This is a genomic window from Stappia sp. BW2 (genome assembly GCF_008107695.1).
In the GTDB taxonomy this organism is placed as follows: domain Bacteria; phylum Pseudomonadota; class Alphaproteobacteria; order Rhizobiales; family Stappiaceae; genus Roseibium.
The window spans coordinates 650,827-675,256 of sequence record NZ_VIRG01000070.1; the positions used below are offsets into that span (position 1 = coordinate 650,827).

At 58.4% G+C, this 24,430-nt stretch carries 23 protein-coding genes and 1 pseudogene; 11 read left to right on the forward strand and 13 right to left on the reverse strand.

The features are described 5' to 3' along the window. Positions 1-165 precede the first annotated feature (165 nt). Positions 166-1,056, reverse strand: a complete 891-nt coding sequence (locus FMN63_RS21920; protein ID WP_162530097.1) for a sterol desaturase family protein — start codon at positions 1,054-1,056, stop codon at positions 166-168. A gap of 108 nt (positions 1,057-1,164) precedes the next feature. Between FMN63_RS21920 and FMN63_RS21925 the strand changes: the two genes are divergently transcribed. The 4 genes from FMN63_RS21925 (at position 1,165) to FMN63_RS21940 (ending at position 6,762) form a co-directional block, all read left to right on the forward strand. Next, positions 1,165-1,668, forward strand: coding sequence for a TetR/AcrR family transcriptional regulator (locus FMN63_RS21925; RefSeq protein ID WP_148586272.1), 504 nt, complete (start codon positions 1,165-1,167; stop codon positions 1,666-1,668). A 475-nt stretch (positions 1,669-2,143) separates the two neighbouring features. Then, positions 2,144-2,932: a helix-turn-helix transcriptional regulator gene (locus FMN63_RS21930; RefSeq protein ID WP_148586273.1), complete on the forward strand. Its 789-nt coding sequence runs from the start codon at positions 2,144-2,146 to the stop codon at positions 2,930-2,932. A gap of 260 nt (positions 2,933-3,192) precedes the next feature. Further along, a complete protein-coding gene (locus tag FMN63_RS21935; protein WP_148586274.1) occupies positions 3,193-6,294 on the forward strand; it encodes an autotransporter outer membrane beta-barrel domain-containing protein in 3,102 nt (1,033 codons plus the stop codon). A gap of 357 nt (positions 6,295-6,651) precedes the next feature. Beyond that, a complete protein-coding gene (locus FMN63_RS21940; protein WP_286192780.1) occupies positions 6,652-6,762 on the forward strand; it encodes a hypothetical protein in 111 nt (36 codons plus the stop codon). A 5-nt stretch (positions 6,763-6,767) separates the two neighbouring features. Here FMN63_RS21940 and FMN63_RS21945 read toward each other — a convergent pair whose 3' ends face one another. From FMN63_RS21945 to FMN63_RS21955, 3 genes are all read right to left on the reverse strand, one after another. Beyond that, positions 6,768-7,148, reverse strand: a complete 381-nt coding sequence (locus FMN63_RS21945; protein WP_148586275.1) for a DUF6481 family protein — start codon at positions 7,146-7,148, stop codon at positions 6,768-6,770. A 36-nt stretch (positions 7,149-7,184) separates the two neighbouring features. Continuing rightward, a complete protein-coding gene (locus FMN63_RS21950) occupies positions 7,185-7,409 on the reverse strand; it encodes a hypothetical protein (protein ID WP_148586276.1) in 225 nt (74 codons plus the stop codon). 134 nt (positions 7,410-7,543) lie between these two features. After that, positions 7,544-7,753 carry a cold-shock protein gene (locus FMN63_RS21955; RefSeq protein WP_148586277.1) on the reverse strand — a complete coding sequence of 70 codons (210 nt, stop codon included), beginning with the start codon at positions 7,751-7,753 and terminating at the stop codon, positions 7,544-7,546. A gap of 528 nt (positions 7,754-8,281) precedes the next feature. On the opposite strand from FMN63_RS21955, the gene FMN63_RS21960 reads away from it, so the two are divergent. Continuing rightward, positions 8,282-8,749 carry a GNAT family N-acetyltransferase gene (locus FMN63_RS21960; protein WP_148586278.1) on the forward strand — a complete coding sequence of 156 codons (468 nt, stop codon included), beginning with the start codon at positions 8,282-8,284 and terminating at the stop codon, positions 8,747-8,749. A gap of 441 nt (positions 8,750-9,190) precedes the next feature. Here the strand turns inward: FMN63_RS21960 and FMN63_RS21965 are convergent, their stop codons facing one another. The 6 genes from FMN63_RS21965 to pncB form a co-directional block, all read right to left on the reverse strand. Beyond that, a complete protein-coding gene (locus FMN63_RS21965) occupies positions 9,191-9,667 on the reverse strand; it encodes a hypothetical protein (protein ID WP_148586279.1) in 477 nt (158 codons plus the stop codon). A 398-nt stretch (positions 9,668-10,065) separates the two neighbouring features. After that, positions 10,066-10,605 (reverse strand): NYN domain-containing protein, encoded by a 540-nt coding sequence (locus FMN63_RS21970; protein ID WP_148586280.1) that lies wholly within the window; start codon positions 10,603-10,605, stop codon positions 10,066-10,068. Between the two features lie 304 nt (positions 10,606-10,909). Continuing rightward, positions 10,910-12,601 carry a CHAT domain-containing protein gene (locus tag FMN63_RS21975; RefSeq protein ID WP_162530098.1) on the reverse strand — a complete coding sequence of 564 codons (1,692 nt, stop codon included), beginning with the start codon at positions 12,599-12,601 and terminating at the stop codon, positions 10,910-10,912. After that, on the reverse strand, positions 12,601-13,518 hold the full coding sequence (locus FMN63_RS21980) for an HTH domain-containing protein (RefSeq protein ID WP_162530099.1): 918 nt from the start codon (positions 13,516-13,518) through the stop codon (positions 12,601-12,603). The genes FMN63_RS21975 and FMN63_RS21980 overlap by 1 nt, the downstream gene beginning before the upstream one ends. A 368-nt stretch (positions 13,519-13,886) precedes the next feature. Further along, a complete protein-coding gene (locus FMN63_RS21985; protein ID WP_209001269.1) occupies positions 13,887-14,255 on the reverse strand; it encodes a transposase domain-containing protein in 369 nt (122 codons plus the stop codon). A 38-nt stretch (positions 14,256-14,293) separates the two neighbouring features. Next, positions 14,294-15,586 carry a nicotinate phosphoribosyltransferase gene (gene pncB, locus FMN63_RS21990; protein WP_148586283.1) on the reverse strand — a complete coding sequence of 431 codons (1,293 nt, stop codon included), beginning with the start codon at positions 15,584-15,586 and terminating at the stop codon, positions 14,294-14,296. A 148-nt stretch (positions 15,587-15,734) separates the two neighbouring features. On the opposite strand from pncB, the pseudogene FMN63_RS29915 reads away from it, so the two are divergent. Beyond that, positions 15,735-15,890, forward strand: a pseudogene (locus tag FMN63_RS29915) (IS6 family transposase); the annotation flags it as partial. An 882-nt stretch (positions 15,891-16,772) separates the two neighbouring features. Here the strand turns inward: FMN63_RS29915 and lysM are convergent. Beyond that, positions 16,773-17,207 carry a peptidoglycan-binding protein LysM gene (gene lysM / locus FMN63_RS22005; RefSeq protein WP_148586284.1) on the reverse strand — a complete coding sequence of 145 codons (435 nt, stop codon included), beginning with the start codon at positions 17,205-17,207 and terminating at the stop codon, positions 16,773-16,775. Between the two features lie 158 nt (positions 17,208-17,365). Then, on the reverse strand, positions 17,366-18,226 hold the full coding sequence (locus FMN63_RS22010; protein ID WP_148586285.1) for a DMT family transporter: 861 nt from the start codon (positions 18,224-18,226) through the stop codon (positions 17,366-17,368). Between the two features lie 245 nt (positions 18,227-18,471). On the opposite strand from FMN63_RS22010, the gene FMN63_RS22015 reads away from it, so the two are divergent. The 4 genes from FMN63_RS22015 (at position 18,472) to FMN63_RS22030 (ending at position 22,719) form a co-directional block, all read left to right on the forward strand. After that, positions 18,472-19,863 carry an aminotransferase-like domain-containing protein gene (locus FMN63_RS22015; RefSeq protein ID WP_148586286.1) on the forward strand — a complete coding sequence of 464 codons (1,392 nt, stop codon included), beginning with the start codon at positions 18,472-18,474 and terminating at the stop codon, positions 19,861-19,863. Between the two features lie 146 nt (positions 19,864-20,009). After that, complete coding sequence (locus FMN63_RS22020; RefSeq protein WP_209001270.1) at positions 20,010-20,780, forward strand: MauE/DoxX family redox-associated membrane protein; 771 nt, start codon at positions 20,010-20,012, stop codon at positions 20,778-20,780. A 179-nt stretch (positions 20,781-20,959) separates the two neighbouring features. Next, positions 20,960-21,946, forward strand: a complete 987-nt coding sequence (denD, locus tag FMN63_RS22025; protein ID WP_148586287.1) for a D-erythronate dehydrogenase — start codon at positions 20,960-20,962, stop codon at positions 21,944-21,946. After that, positions 21,943-22,719, forward strand: coding sequence for an SDR family oxidoreductase (locus tag FMN63_RS22030; RefSeq protein WP_148586288.1), 777 nt, complete (start codon positions 21,943-21,945; stop codon positions 22,717-22,719). The genes denD and FMN63_RS22030 overlap by 4 nt, the downstream gene beginning before the upstream one ends. A 45-nt stretch (positions 22,720-22,764) precedes the next feature. Here the strand turns inward: FMN63_RS22030 and FMN63_RS22035 are convergent, their stop codons facing one another. Further along, a complete protein-coding gene (locus FMN63_RS22035) occupies positions 22,765-23,679 on the reverse strand; it encodes a LysR family transcriptional regulator (protein WP_209001271.1) in 915 nt (304 codons plus the stop codon). Between the two features lie 149 nt (positions 23,680-23,828). Here FMN63_RS22035 and FMN63_RS22040 point away from each other — a divergent pair, with 149 nt between their 5' ends. After that, positions 23,829-24,395: a hemerythrin domain-containing protein gene (locus FMN63_RS22040; RefSeq protein WP_148586290.1), complete on the forward strand. Its 567-nt coding sequence runs from the start codon at positions 23,829-23,831 to the stop codon at positions 24,393-24,395. Positions 24,396-24,430: the final 35 nt, after the last annotated feature.

Consider the following 24,430-nt stretch of genomic DNA (forward strand, 5'->3'; position numbering starts at 1 on the left):
CGGCGTCGCAACAATGATCGCAGCGACCAATTTTGCGCCAGCGTCGTTCACGGCATAACCGGTCATCCACTCGTTGATACGCTGCTGCGGTGCGGTCCGACGAAGCCGTCATTTGTCGCAAGTTTTTGAATGGCGGCTTTGCGATCGTTTTTGCACGAACCGGTTCTATCCTCCGGTTCCACGGCGAAACGGTAACATCAGGACTGAATAAACCTGGCGATAGTCAGGCAACTTCGTTTTCGGATCGGTTCCCAATTCGCGTGGTGGTGTTCCAGGGCGGTAAACGAACGTGCCGAAAATCTGATCCCAGACCGTTAGCGTCGCGCCATAGTTTTTCGCCTCGCTCACATTCGCGGAGTGGTGATACCGGTGAACCTCGGGGCCGACGAAGACATAATTGGCCCAGCCAAGGCGCAGATCGACATTGAAATGACTGATGATGCCGTGAAAGGCATTGACCACCAGAAAGATCAGGGCAGCCTCGGGTCGATACCCCATGAGCCAGATCGGCACGATGATCGTCATGCCCTGAACGAACACCGCGTTGAACGGGTGCAGCACTGCGTGCATCAGCAGATAGAGCCGGTCGGGCAGATGGTGGGCGGCATGGATTTGCCACAAAACCCGACCGATCGGCCCGCGGAGTTCGTGCATGGCCCGATGGATATGGTAGTTTAGAATTTCAAAAACGAGGAACAGAACCGGCACCTGAATCCAGAGCGGCCAGTCGCGGGCGAGGCCGTCCCCTTGTCCCGAAATGGTGATGGACAGCATCGCGAGCCCTGCGGACAGGAGCCCGACCGTTCCCCCGGAAAGACCAATATAGATGAAGTCGGGCAGCAAGTTGCGCCACGTCATGGACCAGCGCCAGTCCATTGGAAAGGTCAGCTCGAGAACGAGATATGTCAGAAAGAGCGGCAGAGTGATCAGGATCCATGCGGGCCGTTCGTCGACCTTCATCTGAAGGAAGTACCAAAGACCGAAAATGATCCAAGCCCACGAGGCGGGATAGAGGCCCCGGCGGATGATCCGGCGGGGCATGCTATTGTCGTTCATTCCAGATACTCCTTGAAGTCTCGGACACATGTCCGATAGCGTTCGCTACGCAAACGGATGACCTAGGACCAGACCGGGAGGAGACTTTCCGGACAGAGCGGAGGCGATGTGTCCGAAGACCCGCGCGCAGCGCATACGAAATCGGCTCTCAAGCAGGCCCTTATGAAACTGCTGGAGCAGGACAACTGGGGCGGGATCACGATCGTCGGGATATGCCGCCGTGCCGGGGTGGCGCGGTCGTCCTTCTACGAACATTACGGCGCCAAGTCGGATCTGCTGGACGAAGTTTTTTCCGACAACATGGCCAAGATCCGCCCTTCGACCAATCCGAACGGAGCACTCGCAACGTTGGACTGGCTCGTCGATCACGTCGCGGAGGCGCCCGAATTCTTTGCCCATGCCATGCAGGGCGGGCGGGGCGATGCGCTCTTGCCACGTTTCCGCGAGGCGCTCATTCAACAATTGTCAGAAGAACTGGCAGCACGGAGCATTTCGGACGCCAGAGTGAAAGCCGCCTATGTGGTCGGCGGGTCAATGGCTTATCTCGCGGAGAACGACACGGGCGCTACCCGTGAATTCATTCAGGAACTGGCCGGACGCTTGATCAGATAGGCCCGGCAAGAAACAAGCCCTGCGCCAAGCCAAAGAAATCAGATTGCGGACGTTCACATTCACCGCAGCGTTGGCCAAGATGGGCTCAAACCCGCCTTGCGGCGGCGCGGCGTGCCGATCCTGACCCTGTCTGATGCCTGGCCGATACAAATGGCTCGGAGCGGAAATTTATAACCATTAATCCAATGGTTCCTTCGTGCCCCCAATTCGGACATCGGAAGCCCAGTCGCAGGTTTCGAAAGCTGTTGTTCTCGCACTGGCAGGTCTAAGCTGGACTGACCAAATCGGTGCGTTGTCCGGGGGGGGAGGGGGAGCGAAAAATACCCCTAACAGTTTGAAACAAATGACTTAACTCCCGCAACAGGCTTTCCGATTGAAAACCCCGGGAAGGATCCTTGCGGCCCTTTTCATTGCTGGCTTTGGGGGGTATCCAGACAAGATGCAACCCGCCTGTTCTGTCTCTCCTGGAAATCTCATGCCAATCGCGCCGACGTCACTCGAACGTATCTATTTGCTCTGGGACAACCTGGCCGACCACGACGTCGGGGATATCCACGCTTCCCGCAGGTTCCTGCTCGAGACGGTCTGCGGCCTCATCGACGCACAGAACGCGGATTGGATCGGCTGTGTGCGATTGAACTCGCCCCAGTCGCGCGATCCGATGAAGGGCTGGCGTCCGCGCACGCTGTTCACGCTGAACCCGTGTGATCACACCAATGCGGCGATTGACGGGGCTTTCGAGGAGATGGAAAAGGGCGAACCGGACATCACCACCACGCGCAACGTGGAGCTGGCCGGGACATTCCGGGTCCTCAGCCTGAAGGAGCTGGCCACGCCGGAGTGGTTCGAAGGGCCTTCCTACAAGAACTACTACAAGGCGCTCGACCGGCAGGATTCCCTCTGGGCCGGCATCCCGATCAACGAGGATGCGGAAATCCAGATCGGCTTTCATCGCAACTTCGTCAGTGAGCCGTTCACAGCGGACCATCAGGAAATCGTCTCCCATGCGCTGCGCGGCATACGCTGGTTCTTCAAGCACCAGATGCTGGGTGAAGGTGTTGGCGTGGCAACCGCGCCGCTGACCCCGGTCGAGCAGCAGGTATTGCAAGGTCTGCTGCTTGGCCTGACGGAAAAACAGATCGCCGAGCAGAACAACCAGAGCCCGCATACCACCCACGACCATGTGAAGCGGATCTTCCGCAAATACGGCGTGTCCAGCCGTTCGGCGCTGATGGCGCTCTGGCTTGGCAAGGGATTGATTTGAAACAATAACCCCTAAACAGGGGATAGCGCCTCACCTCAAGCAGCGGCAAAAAGCTGTCTCGGACCATGCCTCGCGAAATATGTCAATCGCAGGGCCGGCGCGCACAGCAACGGCCTCCTTGCATCGGCATGGTTCCACCTGAAACCAGCAGGGAGGTCCCATGCCCCGATTTGACGCCCTCTCAGCTCCTGCGAGCCTGAAGCGCCACACCGTGTGTGCCTCCTTGCCGTTGTCTGCCTGCTTTTGTCGCTGAGACCTTGATGAAAACCATTTCCGCTCATTGCATTCTGCCGCGGCTGTCGGCCCGGCTCCGCCTCTCCACCGCCCTTTGCGCCGCCACCCTGCTTGTCGCGCTGCCTCACATGGCCAGAGCCGCTACCTATACCGTCACGGAAGCAACCGACGACGGCAGCGGCACTGTCGCCGGGTCTTTGAGCTGGGCCATTGCCAGCGCAGGCGACAGCGGGGACGTGATCGAGATCGATCCTGCGGTCTCGACCATTACCGTGTCCGGAACATTGCCGGCCTTTGCACAGGACGTCACGGTTCGGGCGAGCGCTCCGGTCGAGATCTCCGGCTCGCCACTCGCGGCGAGTGGCACATCGCTTGTCCTGTCTGGCGTGTCCTCCACGAACGCGCTTGCTTCCGCCTTGTTGGGCACGCTGGCCGGCGAGGCAGGGGCGAGCGGTGTCAACGGCCCGGCTAGCGTCAGCGGTACGGCAGGAGAGGCGGGCGCCAGCGCGCTCTCTGGAAGCGGGTTTTCCCTCACCCTGTCCGGCTCGGTAACCGGCGGTAATGGCGGTGCGGGCGGCAGCGGCGGCGACGTCGACCCTTTCGCTCCTCTCCTCGAATCGCCGGGCAACGGTGGCGACGGCGGCAACGGTGCGGCGGCGTTTTCAGGCAGCGATTTCAAACTCGAAAACCAAGGCGCGATAACGGGTGGAAGCGGCGGCAACGGCAGGGGTGGCGGCTTCGCAATTTATGAAGATGGCGGCAGAGGTGGCAACGGCGGCGCGGGTGGCGCGGGGATTGCGGGCACGGGTCTCGTCATTGAAAACAGCGGAATGATCGCCGGCGGTGCGGGCGGCCACGGGGGCGGAGGCGGTCGCTCCTTTAATCACAGTACCGGGCGTGCCGGAAGCGTAGGTGTTGGCGCAGCCGGCATCACGGGATCAGGCCTGACCATCGTCAACAAAGCGACGATTTCCGGAGGGCTCTCCGGCGGCGGCGTTCGCGCCAATGCCATCGAATTCACCTCAGGCACTAATATTCTGGAGCTGAGAGCGGGTTCGACGATCATCGGCAATGTCATCGCGGGCGGCACCAGCGACACGCTTGTTCTGGGAGGCGATACCAGCCCGGCCGCAAGTTTCGATGCCGGAGAAATCGGCACCAAATACACCGGCTTCGAAGTCCTGTCGAAGACAGGCAACTCCACATGGACCCTGACCGGTACGAGCACCCATACCGTCAACACGACGGTCGAGGCCGGCACCTTGCAGGCTGGCTCGGCTGGCGCATTCGCCGCAAACACGGTCTACACGGTCAATGGCGGCACACTCGACCTCAACGGGTACGATCTTGCGATGTCGGCGCTTTCCGGTACCGGTGGAACCGTTTCGTTGGGCAGTGCGGGGCTCACGGTGAAACAGTCGGGCACCACAACATATGGCGGGGCAATCAGCGGCACCGGTTCGCTGACCAAATCCGGTGCGGGTACGTTGACCCTGACCGGGGCGAACACCCACACCGGGGGTACCACGGTTTCCGGCGGCAGGCTGGTGGTCAACGGGCGCATCGGCGCGACGACCCTGAACGGCGGCACCGTGGGCGGGTCTGGCACACTTGGTAATGTGACCGCCAATTCCGGCAGCACGATCGCGCCGGGCAATTCCATCGGCACTCTCAATGTCGCCGGCAACGTTTCCTTTGCCGCTGGCTCGACCTATGACGTGGAAGTCGATAGCGCCGGGAACTCCGACAAGATCGCCGCCACCGGGACCGTGACCATCGACAGTGGCGCCGCAGTCAAAATTCTGGCGGAAAACGGTACAGACGATGGCTCCAGCTATGCTCCGTCCACCACATACACAATCATAACTGCAGGCACGGCTGTTACCGGCACGTTTGGCACGGTCAACGAGAACTTTGCTTTCCTCGATGCCGAGCTGTCCTATGGCGCCACCTCGGTGACCCTGGATCTGATCCGCAACGACATAAGCTTTGCCGATGTGGCGCGCACCACCAACCAGCGGGCGGTGGCAGGCTCCCTCAGTGGGCTTGCCTCCACCAGCGATTTCTACCGGGTTGTCGCGGGCCTGAACGAGACCCAGGCACGGCGCGCCTATGACAGCCTGTCAGGCGAGATCCATGCCTCGCTGCCGTCCATGTTCCTAAACGACAGTGCCCGGCTGCGCGACACGGTGACCAGCCGCATCCATGATGCCTTTGCCGGCTTTTCGGAGGTGCCCGAGATCGCCTTCAACGGTCCGGTCGGCCCGCGGGGCCCAGGCCGGGTCACCGGTTCAGGCTTCAACCTCAACACTTGGGGCAGCGCCTACGGGGCCTATGGCAAGCTCGACGGTGATGGCAATGCAGCCACGCTCTCGCGCAGCACCGGCGGCGCCCTCATCGGGCTTGAGGCAACCGCCTGGCCCCAGGCCCGCTTCGGGGTGCTGGCCGGTGTCGGCCAGAGCCAGGCCAGCGTTTCCGCGCGATCTTCCTCAGCGGATGCGAACAGCTACACCCTTGGCGCCTATGGCGGGGTGCGGCTTTCCGACCTCGGTCTCACCTTCGGCGCCGCCTACAGCTGGCACGATGTGTCAAGCGAGCGGGCCGTTGCCGTAGGCAGCCTGAAGGACACGCTCACCGCCGACTACTGGTCCCGGACCGCGCAAGTCTTCGGCGAAGCCTCCTATGCCCTGGAAACACCCTGGCTGCAGGTCTCTCCCTTCGCCGGACTGGCGCTCCTGCATCAGCAGACCGACGCTTTCCAGGAGCAGGGTTCCGCCACCCTGGCGCTCACCGGGGACGGCTCCAGCCAGCTTCTCGGCTCAAGCACGCTCGGCCTTCGCATGTCGAAAACGCTTGCGACCACCGACGGTGTCTCGGTGGCTCTCACCGGGGCCCTGGGCTGGCGCCACGCCATAGGTGATCTGACGCCCGATCAGCGCATGGCCCTGTCCGGACTTGATCCCTTCACGGTTCAGGGCGTGCCCCTCGACCGGGACACAGCCCTTGTCGAGGCAGGGCTTGCCCTCAGCATCACCGACCGCACCACCCTCGGCCTTTCCTACCAGGGAGCTTTCGGGGAAAACGCAAGCGACCAGGGAGCAAACGCAAGGGTCAATATCAGGTTCTGATGGGCTTCTTCGCCGCCTGTTGCGTCGCCATCGCCGTGTGGGTCGCGGCGGGGACTGCAATGTCTTTGGTCGCGTGTGTCGGGATCTCATGGAAGCATGCACGCGCGCTCCTCGATCCGCGGCCGGAATGGCGGAAGCACATAGTGACACTGTCCATGGAGTACGGTGACACGGCAGCAACCATCGCGGCTGACCTGACCATCCGCGAAGCCGAGACACGCCTCGCTTTGCCGGTCCGCGCCGAGACGGACAAGCTTTTCACCGTTTCAGTCAATCAGTCAATCCGGTCTGACACAGGTCGACACTCACCCGGGCAACGGGTCTTGACGCAGGCGTCATCCGACCGTCGTGGACAAGGTGGTTTCGTTTGCACAGGCGGCAGACGCCTTGGCCCATGTCGAGACCGGACGTGCCAAAGGCAAGGTCGTGGTCACCTTCAACAGGCAGGAGCACGACCAAGCGTCATGACACCTTCAGGCCCGACGGGCCTTTCGATTTGCGTAGCGGCGATCGCGTTCAGCTTTCCGATCTGCCTCGTCCTGCAGGACGCGCTCGATACGGGTCTTGTCAGCCAGCTCGCGCGCCTCGATTTCAGCTTTGGCTGCGGCAGCAGCGGCGGCCTCTCTAGCTGCTGCTTCCGTGGCAGCGCGATTTTGTTCTTCAAGTTTCGCCTGGTCGCGCTCGGCGCGGCGCTGTTCACGAGCTTCGGCGATCAAACGCCGCTCGGCCTGTTTGGCCTCGCGGGTCGGTTCGGCAGCTTCCTTGGCGGCGCGGAAGGCCTCAACAAGGGCTGCCTTGGCGTCTTTCGCAGCGCTGCGACGGTCGGTGTGTTCGCTGTTTGTAATTCTTTTCAAATCTCAATTCCATTTGACGGGATACATAGAGCGGCTTCAGGACTTTCTTGCCCGTTTCGAAGCCGGCTTGGCTGCAGAGGTCACACTGTCTTGCAATTCCTTGGCAAGACGAGCCTCTCGCAGTCTCTGGGTCTTTTCGTTGCGGGTAACCACGATCGAGTTCAGGTCTTCAATCGCACGTTGGCGTTCGAAGAGTTGCGACTGGGCTTTGCCAAACGCGGTTTCGGCCTGCTGGCGAAGTTTGCTGTATTTCTCGGTCATGGCTTTCCTCGTAGAGGCCGCTCACCAGAGAGCGGTTACGAAAAAGGCCAGGCAACTTGCCTGACCTTGCTTGGTCTCATGCTTTCGACAGTGCCAGTACATCCGTGGTCAAGGGAAAGCAGATTCCGGATCTATCAGGCGGCCTGCAGATTGCAGGCGGACATCTTGCCCGACTTGTTGTCGCGCTCCATGTCGTAGCCGATCTTCTGGCCTTCAACGATTTCGTGCATTCCAGCGCGTTCGACAGCGGTGATATGGACGAATGCGTCCGGGCCGCCGTTGTCAGGCTGAATAAAGCCGAAGCCTTTGGAGGAATTGAACCATTTTACTGTGCCAGTGGTCATGATGAACCCTTTCATAGCATAGAGAGAGGAACCGGTAAGCCAGAGGCTCACAGGTGGTTATAACGATGCTTTAAAGGGAGGGTTCGTTAGGAACGCGGTGCCAATCGCGTTGTAACCAAAGCTCGGCAAGAAAATATCGATGTAGTGTGTTTATGGACTTTCAACGCGAATGTCAACTTCTGGTTTTGGTCTTGTAATCCAGCCGTTCTCGCGAAAACTCAAGAACGGCGGCTGTCCTCGTCAGAGCTGTCTGCCACCAAGGCATCCCTATGTCGGTTGTTCGGGAGACACTGGTCCAGTCTGCAAGGCGGCTATTCGGGGTGAGGGATAGGGAGGTTCATAAAGGTCGGAGAGCGGTCCTAACGGGTTATTCACGCGCTGAAGGGCTGCTGCGGTGCGGGGCCGCCGAGGCCGTCAGTCATCGCATTTGCGAAGGTCCTTGCTGTAGGGTAGGGGCAATGTGGGCAAACCGGACCTGAATTGATTAGTCGATTGGAAACGTATCTAGCTCTCAGCTAATTTGAAAAAATGGACATTCCAAAACTTCAACCCGACCTGATATTTCCCAGACTGAAGAACACGCCCGCTGATATTGATTTTTCCTTCGAAGCCAAACGCGCGGCGATGGGGCCGCACATAATGCGGAAGTGGGCGTGGGACGAGGAGTTCCAGCGCAACGTTCATTTCCGCCGCTACCAGGAGAAACCATTCTTTGAGATCACCAGTGCGGAAAATCGACTAGGCACCGTTTCTTTTCAGGTCTTTCCTGATCATGTCCGGTTTGGTGAATTTTACTTGTTTCCTGACTTTCAGGGACAAGGGACAGGATCGAGGGTGTTGCAACACTGTCTACAGCTGGCTGATAGCCTCACCCTTCCAGTGAGGCTGGAGTATTTGCACTGGAACCCAGTGGGGTCACTCTACCGTAGATCTGGTTTCATAGAGATCGGGCAATCGGATATTCACTGCTTCATGGAACGGCCCATTCCAGAATGAGATCCTTGCGGTGGTTCAGCACGCCGATGCCGATCCTGTCCGGTACCTGATGGTTCGTCCCCACTCAAAAGCACGGGCGCCTTCAAAGACGAAAAACAAACGAGTTTTCAACGTAATACGCCCTAACCGGGCATTTGCTCGCCTCGCACCGAACCGACGATTTCAGGACCAGGCCAAGAGCCGGTGAACGACCGACCGGAGGCCATTGCATTCGTCCTGTTCATCCGCGGCGATGGTCGCCTTCGAGCCCCGAATTCCCGAATGCAGCAGCTTGAAAAAGGTCTTCAATGTGCGCCAATCCTTCCGGGACTCTGCTCGACATTGCAGGACGATAGGCTTTGGCCGTTGATTTTCGCGACTTAACTTCTTGAACGGTCGTCAAAGGCACGTTTCCGTCCGTCACGCGGAAGGCCCCTTTAGCAGGATGCAAAATGGGCCGTTTCACTCTGCTTTCAGCTGCTGCTTCAAGCTGTCTAGCTGCAGTGTCCGGCCCTCGCTCTGCTGGATCAGGTTTTCCGTGCTTTTCTGATAGGTCGACCAGTCGGGTACGACGAATTCGGGAGGAGCGGATGCTGGATTGCCCTCGGGTGCATCGGACACGTCCCCGCTGAGTTTGGCAACCTGTTCCGCAAGCTTCTGGTTCTGCTTTGTCAGAGCCAGAACGGTGCTTGCCAGATCGGCCTGCTCCTTGTTCAAGGTCTCCACCTGGGTCGTCAACGCCGCGGCCTGGATTTTTGTCGTGAATTTGACCGTCCCGTTGCTGAACTCGAAATTGGCAATTTGCGGTATGGCGATCATGGCGCCGCCAAAGGCAAAAACCAGCGCCTGGCCAGTCGTGATTTCCCGCTTCAAATAGACTGTGATCGCGCCGGTCACCATCAGGGCCAGACCAGCCACCAAAATCCACTGGATCTCCAAGTTGGCCTCCTCACGTAATTTGAACCTCAAAGTACTATAGGTTGAACCTTACAAAAAGTATCTGGGAAATTACACTCGCTGGGGGTTTCCTTACGGCAGCTCAGCGTCCGATGGAGGCGTTTAGCTGTCGTCCGTATCAACTGCAAAGAAGGTAGACTTCGAACCCACCAAAGACATTTATCGCAGCGCTCTGAACTCAACAATTGGGCGGTGAGTTGACATTCGTCGGCTACACAGGTGTGGGCGAATTCGGCCCGGAGCGGACTTTCGCGCGCTGAAGTGCGGTCCGCCGAAGCCGTCATTCAATGCATCTGCGAAAAGGGAGGAGCCGAGAGATGCGGGCACTGAGGATAAAGTTGCGGTCAAGCTAAGTCGATCAGCTCGAATTGTTAGTTTGGTTAAACTCGTAAGTTTTCCAGATGGTGGTCGAGCGAAATGAAATTGGATGCTGCTTCCTTTAACTCACCAGCGGCATGACCCCAGAACACTACGTCAACAGTGAAACCGTCTCCCTGCATCTGAAGAATTGCCGGAACATAATCGCTGTCGCCGGAAACTATCGTGAAGGTGTCGTCTTTTTTAGCGTTTTTGTAGGCATCACGCGTCATCGCAGCGACAATGCCAGTATCAATTTTCTTCTCTTTATTGGCGACGTTCCGATCTTCAACAACTACCTCAAATCCAGCTTTTTCTGCGATTTTCCAGATGGCGTCATTGGCAGGTGGACGGGAGCCGAAGAGCATTGCTCGTGCTGTATTTGCTTTGTCATGTCCAGCCACAAACTCATAGAGCTTTCCAAAACTTAACCGGTATCCTTGGTCAAGAATGTTATTGTTCATCGCATCGTAAATATCCGGAGCTAATCCGCGAGAAACGGCGCTTAAACGTTTGCCCTCGATGAATACGTTGGAATTGTCGACGTAAATCCAGTCAGCCAATTTCGCCCCCTAACCTGTTCCAATGTCAACGAACTCGGTTCAGGCTATGTCCCAATAAACGCAATGTCTATATAGGGTTCGAAACGGACTTGCCGTGGTACGGCATCCCGATCCTGACCTTGGCTGGTGCCTGGTCGACACAAACGGCCCGGAGTTGTCGTATACACTTGGTGCAACGAAGAGCCTCTTCGTGACCGTTAGTGTTGCTGCCGAAGGCACAGCTACGCAATTGCGGAGCTGTCGTCCTGCTCTTGGAAGACTGGACTGAACAGCAGTCGATTCCAAGGCGATCCTTCGAGCGTATTCACCCTGCTGAAATAATAGTGTACTTCTGAGCTTCTTTTTCTTGTCCGTTTAAGGCGAGGTCATTCTTAGCCAAATCGAAGGACTTGCGAACGGATTGCCCGTGCGCGAGGGCCCGATAGAATGCTCGAGTAAACAGGATAGCGGCGGTGTCACCAATCGAAACATCACAACCGATCACCGCATCGACATGTGGCGCGACGAGCTTAGATACAGAGTCCGAGAAGCAAGCGTTGAGCACCACGCATTTGATCGTAGGCATCAACTCAATGAAACCCGCAATCGCGGCACCGGCAACTTCAACTGAGTTTCCTGATGGATCCTCAAAAATCAGCATGCCGGTGTCGCCGTGCCCGCTAAAGTGTAGCACCTCCGGCTTTGCGTTGAGAACCTCGCGCTGTAGCTGGTCGGTACGGATCGCCCATGCATGTTCAACGTTGATCGCGATCTTGGCGTCGCGCACTAAGGCAAGCTGTTCCTTTAGATCGCTTGCCTCTTGGTCAATTTTCAGACGCCCCTCATTCAAGGGGTTGGCCGCGAGGAAAAGAACCTTCAATGGTGGCGCCTTTTTTAATAATTCGTTTGATTTCTGGAACATTTCATTGAGATCCGCGGGTTTACCGAACAGATCACCCATGCCACTGGTGCGGTCCAAGCGTTTGATTTTTCCATAAAGTTCTTTCCCTTCTGCACCAAGTAGGACACGCTCGGTGAGCTTCGGATCAGCCTCGACGATCTCAATAGCCTTCTCAAAATAGGGAGAGCAATCGTCCGAGAAACGGGCGAAATGCTCCGCAACCAGAGCGAGGACATCTGGATTTTCCTCAACGTCGTACCAGCTAATCGTCAAGTCTTCGAGACCTTCATAATAGGTGCGGACAAGGCCTTTTGCCAAACCGATCCTCGCCTCGTGCGAAGCATAGAAAGTACCATCATGAATAATTTGATGACGCGCTTTCAGATTGTTCTCACGCTCTGCTGCGAGTTGCAGCAATTTCGCTTGAACGTTGGTCGGCTGAGATTCGATCGTGTCGAAAGGTATACCTAAGTCAGCCAAGCTTAGGCGCGCGTTCTCCATGACTGACCAGACGCTATATTGTCGCACGATGGGATCATCATGCTGCCCTAGTTGGCGGACGATAGCACCGTTTGAATGGCGGGGATGCAGAAGGTTCTGGATGTCCCTATTAAGCCCCACGACGAGCAAGGCGAGCTTCAGGACCTCTTTGTCCGACTTGTCGATATCAATGGAAAGTCCCGAAAGGTCCAGCTTACGGACGTCCGTCGTTTGCATCGCGGCGAGGATACGAATGGATGGGTCCACGACGGACAGCTCGGGCACAGCTTCAAGACTGCCGCGGTACATATGAGAAAGGGCAGCAACCGCGGCTGCGACAATCTCAGGCTCCTCTTCGTACAGCTTCATGGCGGCAGCGACGTACCGGCTGCTACCTTGCCGTGTTCCAAGTCTCGCCAACGCATTTAGACACCACCGCACGACCTTAGGGTCACCGTCGCTGAGGACGATGCCGTTAATGGTCTTCTCGAACGAATTCTTGCCCTGTGCGTTTAACTTTTCGCCCCGTCGATATCTGTGCGACAGGTCCTGCAGGGCGACTTTCCTGCGCCTTGCGTCGCCATTTTCGATCTCGAACTTAAGGAAGGCAGCCCGGGCTGGAGAAATGATCGCCACTAGCGAAGACATACCTCATCGAGAGCGTCTAGGGTGGCCTTCGTCCAAGGCTCGAAGTCATCGATGTCGTTCGGCGGAACCCTTAAATCGAGCCATCGGGGATCATTGAGGGACAGGCGCCGCGTCGTCGGCTCGAACCAAGCCGGGCATGTCCAGTCCATGACAATCAAAAGCACCTCCTGCTCATCGTCACGACGCACCCGCATCGCGAAGCGTGGCTCCGGATCGGAAAGCTTCTCGCCATGAACGGCGACTGCGGAAATGTCCAAGTCGGACAAAATAGCGCCGAGTGCGTTCTCCTTAGCGCCGTAATCGCCATCAGAGAATAGTGTGCAGTCAAAGAAGCTGACGACACCTGGAAAGCCGATGGTACGCTTATTTGCGAAGGTGTCCGCGTCGCTACGGTATCGTCCTGTTCGATACGAAAGGACCTCCGTGCCGCGCCGAACGACGGAGAAGGTCCACACAACGAGCGCCCCTTTGGTCTCTTTCCGCGATTGCAGGTAATGGAGGGCGTTGCAAGACTCGGCTTTCCTGACGAAGTCATGCCAATCAGGCAGTAACGTATTACCGTATTTCGCGACGAAATCCGCGTCCACGGCCAGAAAAGGAGCGATGTGCAGATCGCGTATCCGACGCCGAGCTTCGAACTTCTCCTTGTACTTGCTTGGGATGGTGGGGTCGCTCACGAGCTCATTGAGGAAAAAGTAGCCCGGTTCTGTACGGAAGAACGCGGAATATTGACTGTGTAAAACGTCCTCACTGAGCCGCGCGCCGAGCGTTTTAACCTGCGTCTTTCCGTGGAGGTGTTTCGGAACAATCGCTGCTGCATATGCTGCGTCAAGGATGCCGGCGGCGGTCATTGGCCGTCGCGACGCTCTAAGAACCCGTTGAGCAATTTCAAGGTAGGAATCCATGGCTCCTCCCATCGGAGACTCTAAGTACGAACGCTACACTCCCAATGAGTATGTAGCAAGAATATGTCAAGGAAGACTCAACGCAGGGTATCAGACAAGGTTCGCGCATCCGCCTGCCGAATAATTGAGGTCAGAAGCTTGAGATCGTTCTCAGAAGAGCAAATCGTTGCAATAGCTAGCCACCAGCCAAAGCTCGCCAGTCCTCTCCCAGCCCCTTTTCTTTCATTCGTTCCAACCGCAGCAAACGTCAACTTCCCACCCAACCTCCGAGATTCCTTTGGGCGCAGGGGCATGAAGCGCAACGGTCTTCTGGTGTGTAAGCCTATTCCCGCAAGTGGTTGGTCGTGTCCGTCCGGTGACGGCGGTCTTCATGGTGGCGGCGCGCTCTGTGATGCTGCTTTTGCAGCGTCACACCAAGGCATGAGTTCGTTGATGCGATTGATGTTGTGGTCGGCGGTTTGTGCCAGAACCCAGGTCAGCCAGGCTTGCGGGTCGATGCCGTTGAGTTTGGCGGTTTCGATCTGGGTATAGGCGATAGCCGCTGATTTGCCGCCGCCTTCTGAACCCATGAAGAGGTAGTTTTTTCGTCCAAGGGCAATCGGTTTCATTGCCCGCTCCGCGTTATTGTTGTCCAGTTCCAGATACCCGTTGCCTGGGTACGGCCGGGCTTTCGGCAGGCGGCTGAGTGCATAGGGGATCGCTGCGTCCAGCGGTGATTTTCCCGATATCCGCGTCAAACCGTGACAGGTTCAAATTGCATATGTCCGGTAACTCGTCAGACGACGACTTCCACTGCCTTTTGCGCACCGACATCGAAGACGCGCTTGTAGCGTTCGATCTGGTCGTCCGGGCCCATGGCCTTGTTCGGGTTGTCGCTGAGCTTGACTGTCGGGCGGCCGTTCGCGGAAACCGCCTTGCATACCAGGGAAAAGGGGGCGAGGGCGTCGTTGGTGGTGAGGCCGCGAAAATCGTTCGTCAGCAGCGTTCCCCAGCCAAAGGATGTCCGGACGCGGCCCTGGAACTGCTTGTGCAGCTCGATGATCTTGTCCGTGTCCAGCCCATCGGAAAAGATGACGAGCTTCTGAGTTGGGTCCTCGCCGCGTGAGCGCCACCAGTCGATCGCCGTTTCTGCTCCCTGTGCAGGGTCGCCCGAGTCGATACGGATGCCCGTCCAACTGGTCAGCCAGTCTGGCGCACGCTCAAGAAATCCTTTGGTGCCATAAGTATCCGGCAAAATGATGCGCAGGTTGCCTTCATGTTCCTCGTGCCAGTCTCGCAGCACATCGTAAGGGGCGGCGGCGAGTTTCTCGTCCGTCATTGCGAGAGCAGAATAGATCATCGGGAGCTCGTGGGCATTGGTGCCGACTGCCTCCAGATCGCGTTGCATGGCGATGTGGCAATTGGACGTGCCGGTGAACTTTTTGCCAAGGCCTTCGATCATCGCCTGAACGCACCAGTCCTGCCACAGGTAGGAGTGCCGCCTGCGGGTGCCGAAGTCGGCAATCTTGAGACCTTCGAGCGGTTGCAGGCGCTTGATCTTTTCCCAGAGCTTGGCCATGGCCTGGGCATAGAGGATCTGAAGTTCAAACCTCTTCATGGAATTGAGCACGGCGCGCGATCGCAGTTCCATAAGGATCGCGAGGGCCGGGATTTCCCAGAGCATCACTTCCGGCCAGGCGCCTTCGAACGTCAGTTCGTACTGTCCGTCCCGCTTTTCCAGATGGTAGGGAGGCAGGCGCAGGTTCTCGAACCATTCCATGAAGTCGGAACGGAACATCTGCCGCTTGCCGTAAAACATGTTGCCGCGCATCCAGGTGCTCTCGCCCCGGCTGAGGGAGAGCGAGCGTACATGGTCGAGTTGCTCGCGCAGTTCGCCTTCATCGACCATCTCGGCCAGGCGGACGGACCTGGAGCGGTTGATCAGGGAAAACGTCACTTTGGTGTCCGGCTTGTTTCGGAACACCGACTGACACATCAGGAGTTTGTAGAAGTCCGTGTCTATAAGGGACCGGACGATCGGATCGATCTTCCATTTGTGATTATAGACGCGGGTAGCAATATCGACCATGTCCCTGACTTTCCTCCTGTAATGGCGAGCATAAGGTAGCAGAGGAACCCGGATTGCAAGCCCTTAGGGGCCTGTCGCAAAGATTGTCGTGTTGACCACGCCTTGAGATTTGACTGTTGAAAGAGCGCTTCTGAATTTGAAGGTCTGCTTCCGTTCGTTCAACTCAGCCAGAAAATCCATCGCCGGTTTTGAAGCCATGCTGTGGCTCAGGAAGGGCGTCGACTTTGACAGTCAGTGGAGCGTCCGCGAACAGAACGATCTGCTTGCCGTGCTCTTCGGAATTGAAAAAGGGAACGAAGCCTGAAAGGCGCTCCCAAAACGGGAGAAAGCTGCCCGCCGACGAAAGTTGCGACACGCCCGGGCGCATAGCGGTCAGATGGATTGATCGCCGTGTGTAGAGGCTGATTTTGCCGAGACTCCCTGAGACGAACGAACATTTTTCGCCGGTCGGCTGATCCGGAAAATGGCTGCAGGTCCGAATTGGCGGGATATTCAAACGGATTGTGCTTGTGCTAAGAGGCACGCCTCTCGGGAGTATCTCATCGGCTTTCTGTCGATGGGTCCTAAACATTCAACCGAGGATGGTTCAAACATTGCGCAGCAGGAAATTTCCATGCCCTTGGGCTATTCAGTTACCGAAATCGTGCTCCTGTATTTATTCGTTGTTCTCTCATTCGTATCGGCTTGTTGGCTGGCGAGGGTCCCGCGGAATGCGGGCATTGGGATAGCGCTCGGCGTCGTTCTTGGGATAAGCACGCTTACGGCCACGTCAGCCCTGGTCGGCTTTCTGCATAACGTGTTGCCATTTGGACAAGTGGATTTCTGGTTTGCGAACCTGCTTAGCGGCATTTTCGGTTAGCCAGGCCTGGGTTTGTCGCATCTTTCGTGCGACAGACCTCTTCCCTCTCTAGCCTTTTGCAGTTGTAAAACGCATACGAAAGAAAGCGTTCAGCTGATGCCTCTCAGTTGAACGGCTGGGGAAGCCGTGATCCGCACGCGGTGACATATCACTCATTCGCACGGTGGTCGTTGGGTGTGGGGCGCGGAAGGCTTGCTGGAAACGGTCGCATGTGGCTTGCTGCCGAAGGAGCAGCAGGAGGGAGACGCTGTTTTCAGCGCCGACGGAGCCGGGGCGTACAGCTTGGTCTCCCTCCAGGGAGTTGGCCTCGTCATGCCGACTGGCAGGTCAGAGGGCGGGGATGCGTAGAACCTGGCCTGGGTAGATCTTGTCCGGATCGGACAGCATCGGTTTGTTGGCTTCGAAGATTGCCTGATACTTGGCACCGTTGCCGTAGACTGTTTCGGCGACTTTCCAGAGCGTGTCGCCCTTGACCACCGTGTGGAACCTGGCTTCCGGTTCGTTGCTTTCTACGGTGATTTCGTCCTCGACCTTTGAAATGCCGAGCACGTTACCGGCAGCAAGGATCAGCTTTTCACGGGCTTCCTGGCTGGGCGCTGCGCCTGCGATCTTGACGGTGTCGCCGCTGACTTCAACCTTGACGTCGCCGTCGAGACCGAGATCGGCAACTTCCTTTTGGATGGCTTCAGCGCTTGCTTCCGGCGCATCGTCATCGCCAAACAGCTTCTTGCCTGCATCTTTCACGAAATCAAAGAAACCCATGTCTTTTGCCTTAAGTAAATTTTGCCGAAATCCGCCGGCACGCTCTGGTGAAGGTCATTTCACGCAGCGGAACCATATTGCAAATTTTCCCCCAAGGCGGAAGCAAAATAGGGAACGCCATGAGCGAGGTGTCAGCAGGCAGGGAGTGCGGGCAGTGGTCAGGCGAAGCGTTTGGCCCCGGCAACACAGCCGACGACAAGCGTGGTGACGAGGATCATGGTGGAGGTCACCGGTTCATGCAGCAGCAGGCTGGCGAGCATCAATCCGAAAAAGGGCTGCAGCAATTGCAATTGGCCAACACTGGCAATGCCGCCGATGGCAAGGCCCCGGTACCAGAAGATAAAGCCGACCAGCATCGAGAAAACGGAAACATAGCCAAGCCCCACCCAGGCGGCGGTATCGATGCCGGTCCAACTGTCCGGCCATGTGAGCAGCGCGAGTGTGCCCATAACCGGGAGCGAGAGGGCAAGCGCCCAGGAAATGACCTGCCAGCCGCCAAGGCGGCGGGACAGAACGGCACCTTCCGCATAACCAAAGCCGCAGACGATGACTGCCGCCAGCATCAGAAGATCCCCTTTCAGGGAAAGATCGGCCCCTTGTGACAGCGCATAGGCGGCAACGGCGGCACTGCCGGTGCAGGAAAACACCCAGAAGAGCGGCCTCGGCCTTTCCATCCCGCGCAGCAGGCCGAAGAGGGCGGTCGCAAGCGGCAGGAGGCCGATGAAGACAATCGAATGGGCGGCGGTGACATGCTGCAAGGCGAGGGCCGTCAGCAATGGAAAGCCGACAACGACGCCAAGGGCGACAATCAGTAGCGAGGTCAGATCGCGGCGCTGTGGCCGCGCCTGCCGAAGAAGCAGCAGGACAGCCATGCCGAGAAAGGCTGCGACCACAGCCCGGGCGGAGGTCAGAAACAGCGGACTGAAGCCACCAAGGGCAACCCGTGTTGCCGGTAGCGAGCCGCTGAAGATAAGAACGCCCAGGAGCCCGCTGCCCCATCCTGCCATCGATGCCTGCATGTCTGGTCTTTCTGCTGTCTTGTCTTTCAAGGGTAGTGTGCACGGCCGGGGGAACTGCGATGTCCAGCTCGCTTGCTGGCGCAAGGGAGATGCCTGCGGACCAAAGCTGCTGCTGCGTTCACTCCGGGGCGACACGTTGCAGTGTCAGGATTAGTTCGGCAGGGCTGGTCAGGACAGAGACAGTGCAATACAATTTTGAAAAACTGTACTGACTACACTTGCCATACACTTTTGCGGATACGCCCATGGAACAGGACACACGCACGGCCACGGTGATGGAAGCCGTCAAGCGCAAGATCGCCAGCCGCGCGCTGGAAGCCGGTGAAAAACTGCCGTCGATCCGCGGGTTTGCCGCCACCATGCGGGTGTCGCCGTCCACCGTGGTGACTGCCTATGACAGGCTGGCGGCGGAAGGCATCATCTATGCCCGCCGCGGGTCCGGCTTCTTTGTGGCCGATGCCGCCCGTCCATTTTCGGTTGCGGAGGTCGGGCCGCAGCTCGACCGGGAGATCGACCCTTTCTGGGTGTCGCGCCAATCGCTTGATGCCGGGCCGGATGTTCTGAAGCCCGGCTGCGGCTGGCTGCCGGCGGACTGGATGCCGAACGAGGCCATGCAGCGCGGTTTGCGGGCTCTTGCCCGGGCCGGCGGCGGCCACCTGTTCGACTATGGCGAAACGCGGGGCGCTGCGAACCTGCGCCACCTGCTGGCGCGGCAGTTCTCGGACGAAGGGCTGGACGTGAGCCCGGGGCAGGTTCTGCTGACACCTTCCGGAACGCAGGCGATCGATCTTATCTGCCGGTTCTTTCTGCGGCCCGGAGATACGGTGCTGGTCGATGACCCGTGTTATTTCAACTTTCAAGCTCTGTTGAAGGCCCACAGGGTGGACGTTGCCAGCGTGCCGTTCACGCGCAGCGGCCCGGACACCGTGCTTTTTGAAGAGGCGCTGAAACGGCACAATCCCAAGCTCTATATTACCAATTCCGCCCTTCACAATCCGACCGGCGCGACCATCTCGCCGCAGGTTGCGCACAAGGTCCTGAACCTGGTGGCAGCTCACGGTCTGGTGGTGATCGAGGACGATATCTTCAGCGGCTTTGCACTCGAGCCCCTGCCAAGCCTTGCCGTTCTGGACGGGCTGGACAGGGTCATCCGCATCGGCAGCTTTTCCAAGACCCTGTCTGCGTCCGTGCGTTGTGGGTACATCGCGGCGCGGGCGGACTGGATCGAGGCGCTGGTTGACCTGCAGGTGGCCACCAATTTCGGCGGACCGGGACCAGTCGCGAGCGATCTGGTGCATGGTGTTCTGAGCGACGGCAGTTATCGCAAACACATGGATGCCTTGCGGGGCCGCCTTGCGAAAAAACGGCGCGAGGTTGCTGCCAGGCTGGAGCCGCTCGGGATAAAGCCCTGGCTCAGCCCCAAAGGCGGCTTTTACCTCTGGTGCCGATTGCCGGAGGGCAGGGACGCCGCCGCCATCGCCCGCGCGGCATTGCGCCGGAACGTGGTTCTGGCCCCCGGTAACGTTTTCAGCGTTTCGCAATCGATGACCGGATTTTTGAGGTTCAATGTCAGCCAGATGGGGGAGGGACAGGTTTATGACGTGCTGGAAGACGCCATGACATCAGATGGTGCCTGACCCCCGCAACCATCCGTCTCCTTTAGCGTTGTCTTGACAGACAATTGCATCTGGCTGGTTAAGCGACGACTGCCTCAAGCGTTGAGCAGCCTCCTCACAAGGAGGCTTTTCCGGTCAGAGCCCGCCTGATGAAGGAGCTTTTTCCCATGAACGCTACAGCCGCACAAAAGACGGCCCAGCTTTACCGTATGGTCATGCCCAAGCATATCTGTCCTTATGGCCTCAAATCGAAGGACCTGCTGGAGCGGCAGGGCTACACGGTTGAGGACCATCACCTCACGACCCGTGAGGAGACCGACGCCTTCATGGAAAAACACGACGTGGAGACGACGCCGCAAACCTTCATCGGCGACGCGCGTGTTGGCGGCTATGACGATCTTCGCGTCTATTTCAAGCTCGATCCGCCTGAGGAAGAACGCAGCGACACGACTTACAGGCCGGTGATCGCCATCTTTGCGGTTGCCCTGCTTCTGGCTCTTGGCCTGTCCTGGCATCAATATGGAACGCCTGTCACCTTGCGGGCGGCGGAATGGTTCGTGTCGCTTTCCATGAGCATCCTCGCGATCCAGAAGCTGCAGGATGTGGAGAGCTTCTCCACCATGTTTCTCAACTACGACCTGCTGGCCCGCAACTGGGTTCCCTATTCCAGGATCTATCCCTACGCGGAGGCCTTCGCAGGTATCCTGATGACGGCCGGTGCGCTGGTCTGGCTGTCGGCCCCGGTGTCCTTCTTCATCGGTCTGATCGGCGCTGTCAGCATTTTCAAGGCGGTCTATCTGGAAAAGCGTGAGCTGAAGTGCGCGTGCGCTGGCGGCAGTTCCCCGGTTCCGCTCGGTTTCGTCTCGCTGACCGAAAGCCTGATGATGATGGCCATGGGGCTGTGGATGCCGTTTCGTGTGTTTGTTCTACAGGGATGACGACTACTCCCTTTTTCATCGCTCCAGACCGGTGCGGAAAGCGGAACACACGATTGGAGAAACAGGTTGTGGTACAGGGCGGAGAACACCTTTTCGCTGAAATCGCCTTGCCCTTGCGCTCAATCTCCGCAAGTCTCCGTTGGAACGTTCCTGCCCCTTGAACTCCGCGGAGATCCTCCATGCACATACTCGTCATCGGCGCTGCCGGTATGGTTGGCCGGAAGCTCGTTGAAAAGCTGGCGGCGGAGCCGGGCAGTCTCGGTTTCGACGTGTCGCGGCTGACCCTGGCCGATGCTGTCGCTCCTGACGTTCCTGCCGCGCTGCCCGGTGTTGCCGAGGCGATGACCGTGGATCTTTCGACGCCTGGAACCGCTCAGACGCTGATCGCAACACGCCCGGATGTCATCTTCCACCTTGCGGCCATTGTCTCCGGCGAGGCGGAGCAGGAATTTGAAAAGGGCTATGCGGTCAATCTCGACGGCAGTCGCGAGCTGTTCGAAGCCATCCGGATCGAAGGCGCGCGCGAGCCGTATTTTCCGAAGGTGATCTTCGCGTCGTCAATTGCCGTGTTCGGCCAACCGTTTCCCGACAAGATCGGCGACGCGTTCTTCACAACGCCGCTGACCAGCTACGGCACGCAAAAGGCGATCGCAGAGCTGCTGTTGGCAGACTATAGCCGCAAGGGCTTCTTCGACGGCATCGGTCTGCGCCTGCCGACGATCTGCGTTCGTCCGGGCAAGCCCAACAAGGCCGCTTCCGGCTTCTTTTCAAACATCATGCGCGAGCCGCTTGCCGGGCAGGAGGCTGTGCTGCCGGTGGATGAAAAGGTGCGCCACTGGTTTGCAAGCCCACGTGCCGCTGTCGGCTTTTTCATTCATGCCGCGCGGCTCGACACAGGCCGCATGGGCCCGCGCCGCACGGTTACGCTGCCGGGGCTTTCCGCCACCGTCGGGGAGCAGATCGAGGCACTGCGACGGGTTGCCGGGGAAAAGGCTGTGCGCCTGATCCGCCGGGAGCCGGACGAAACCATCGTTCAGATTGTTGACGGCTGGCCGAGAAACTTCGACGCCAGAAGGGCTCTGGATCTCGGGTTTCAGGCGGAAACCAGCTTTGACGACATCATCCGCATACATATTGAAGACGAATTGGGAGGCAGATATCCATGACCGCAGAGGGGTTTGACGTGAAGGGCAGGATTGCGCTTGTGACCGGGGGCGGTACGGGGGTCGGCAAGGCTGTTGCTGCTGGTTTGAGCCGGGCCGGCTGGCGGGTTGTGATCAGCGGTCGCCGCAAGGATGTCCTGGAAAAGACGGCGACCGAGCTCTCCGGCGATACCGGCAACGACGTGTCGTGGATTGCCGCGGACGTCGGTGATCCGGCATCGGTAAAGTCTCTCTTCGACGAGATTTCGAAGACTTTCGGCAGGCTGGATCTTCTGGTCAACAACGCGGGTATCTCGAACGCGTCCGTTCCGCTGGAGGACATCTCGTTCGAGGAGTGGAGCGCTGTGGTGTCGGCGAACTTCACCGGGGCCTTTCTTTGCACCCAGCAGGCCTTCCGGCTGATGAAGGCGCAGGAGCCGCGCGGCGGACGCATCATCAACAACGGCTCGATTTCGGCAACGACGCCAAGGCCGAATTCAGCTCCCTATACGTCGACCAAACATGCAATCACCGGCCTGACGAAGTCCGCCGCTCTGGATGGGCGTCCGTTCGATATTGCCTGCGGCCAGATCGACATCGGCAATGCGGCCAGTGACATGACGGCCAAAATGAGCGGCGGTGTGCTGCAGGCCAACGGCGAAACAGCCTCAGAGCCAACCATCGATCCCGCCCATGTTGCCAATGCGGTCACCTATATGGCCAGCCTGCCGCTGGATGCCAACGTGCTGACATTGACGGTGATGGCAACCGGCATGCCGTTCGTGGGCCGGGGCTAGATTTGCGAAAGATGGAGCCGGGTTTTCCAGAACCCGGCTTTTAAGTCAGGCTGTTGTTTCCGGCTCGTTGCCTAGGCCGGAAAGACACGCTGCCCGGATTTCCTCTGCAAACAGGCGCATGCGCCGGTTGAGGCGGCGTTCGCGGGCATGGAGCAGATAAATGCCCCATGCCGGTTCGGCGATGTCCGGTAGCAGGGGCGCCAGTTTTCCGGCAGCCAGAGCATCTGTCGCGATGAAATCCGGCAGACGGCTGATACCATACCCCTCAACGGTTGCCTCCAGCAGGAAGGTGCCACTGTTGGAATTGAGCGCGGGCTGAAACTCAAGTCGCTGGCGCTTGCCCTTGTGTGTCTGAAACTCCCAGACGGCCCGCCGTGCCCAGCCAAAATGAAGAAGCCGATGCTGCTGCAGATCGTCTATCGATTGCGGCGCGGGATGGGCTCGCAAGTAGCCCGGGCTGGCAAAGAGACAATGCTCCACGGTGCCCAGTTTCAGGGCGATGGCATCGTCAGGCCGCGTATCGGTGATGCGGATCGCAAAGTCATAGTTTTCTCTGGCAAGATCGACCAGCCGATCATCGAAATCCACCGTCAGCTGGACCTCCGGGTGCCCAGCCTGAAAATCGATCAGCGCCGTGTTGAGGAAGCCATGGCCGAAATCCCTCGGGATAGAGATCGACAGGGGCCCGGAAGGCGCTGTCCCGCTGCTCAGGAAATCGTCCTCGATGTCGTCGACATCGCTGACAACGCGGCTCGCACGCTGAAAAAGCTCGCGTCCGGTTTCGGTCAGGTCCCAACGGCCGGGAGACCGGTCGACCAGCCGGCTTCCATAGCGATCTTCCAGCAAGGAGAGGCGGCGGCTGACGGCCGATTTTGCAATGCCGAGTTCCGCAGCCGCCTTCGAGATGCTGCCGCTCGAAGCCACCTGAATGAACAGGCGCAGGTCTTCCATCTGCCCCATGATGTTCTCCAAATTAGAACGAAGAACCCTTATTTTGATATCTGGTTATGAAATTTGCAACTTCCTATCTGTTGGAGAACCTGAAGTGTCGGACCATTTCACAGCGGTGAAATGTGCTCCGGCCTGCCCACAAGTAGATTGGAAACGCCATGAACGCAGAGATTGATATTCGCACCACGGAAATGCCCGCGGACATGCGCATTCTGCTGGATGCGTATCCGCGTGATACCTGGGAAGCGCATCCCGGCTTCAAGGAGAAAACCAGCAACTGGTTGGGGGCACATGTGATGTTCCGGCAGTTGGCGGAACTGGTGCATCTCGAAACGCAGGCCTATCTGGAGAAGCTGAGAGATCCGGACGCTTTTGCCGCCAGACTGTCTCGTTACGGCGACCTTCTGGTGCGCAATCTCCACGGCCACCACACCTGGGAAGACAAGAGCTACTTTCCGGAACTCTGCGAGGCCGACCCGCGTTTCGAGAAGGGATTGGAAATCCTGGAAAAAGACCACGAAGCGCTCGACGCGATGTTGTTCGGCTTCTCACGAACCGCCAACCGCGCGATCAAGCTGGTCCAGCTTGACGAAGCACAGGCGCGCGAGGAGGCTGGAAAGCTGCAGCCGGTAACCGAGACGATAGAAAAACTGCTGTCGCGCCACCTGAGCGATGAAGAGGAGTTGGCAGTGCCGATTATTCTTCACCATCGCCTGCGCGGATAACTGCAACGCACGGCCGGGAGCGGTTTTGCTTCCGG